This is a genomic window from Holdemanella sp. DFI.5.55 (genome assembly GCF_020593575.1).
GTDB classification, from domain to species: domain Bacteria; phylum Bacillota_I; class Bacilli_A; order Erysipelotrichales; family Erysipelotrichaceae; genus Holdemanella; species Holdemanella hominis.
In genome coordinates, this window is the sequence record NZ_JAJDMK010000300.1 from 1 (window position 1) to 259 (window position 259).

A 259-nucleotide genomic window follows, 5' to 3' on the forward strand; every position below is an offset into this window, starting at 1 on the left:
TGTTCCAAACCGAAACGTCCTCAAATGCCGGTTCCTCATCCATTGCTTGGAAAAAGTCCAGATTCATACGCGTTGAAGGAACCTGAGCAATGATTGCCAAAACCGGAACATGATCATGCTTGGCATCGTACAGCCCATTGAGCAGGTGAATGGCACCCGGGCCGGCAGAGCCAAAGCAGACCCCAATCTTGCCCGTTAATTTGGCATCAGCGGTTGCTGCCAAAGCCCCTGCTTCTTCATGCCGCACCTGGATGAATTC

The 259-nt window shown here is 52.1% G+C and carries 1 protein-coding gene; it reads right to left on the bottom strand.

Annotated features, from left to right (window positions below):
* On the bottom strand, positions 1–259 hold a 259-nt coding region (locus LJE08_RS14175; RefSeq protein ID WP_255650366.1), incomplete at both ends, for a thiamine pyrophosphate-binding protein.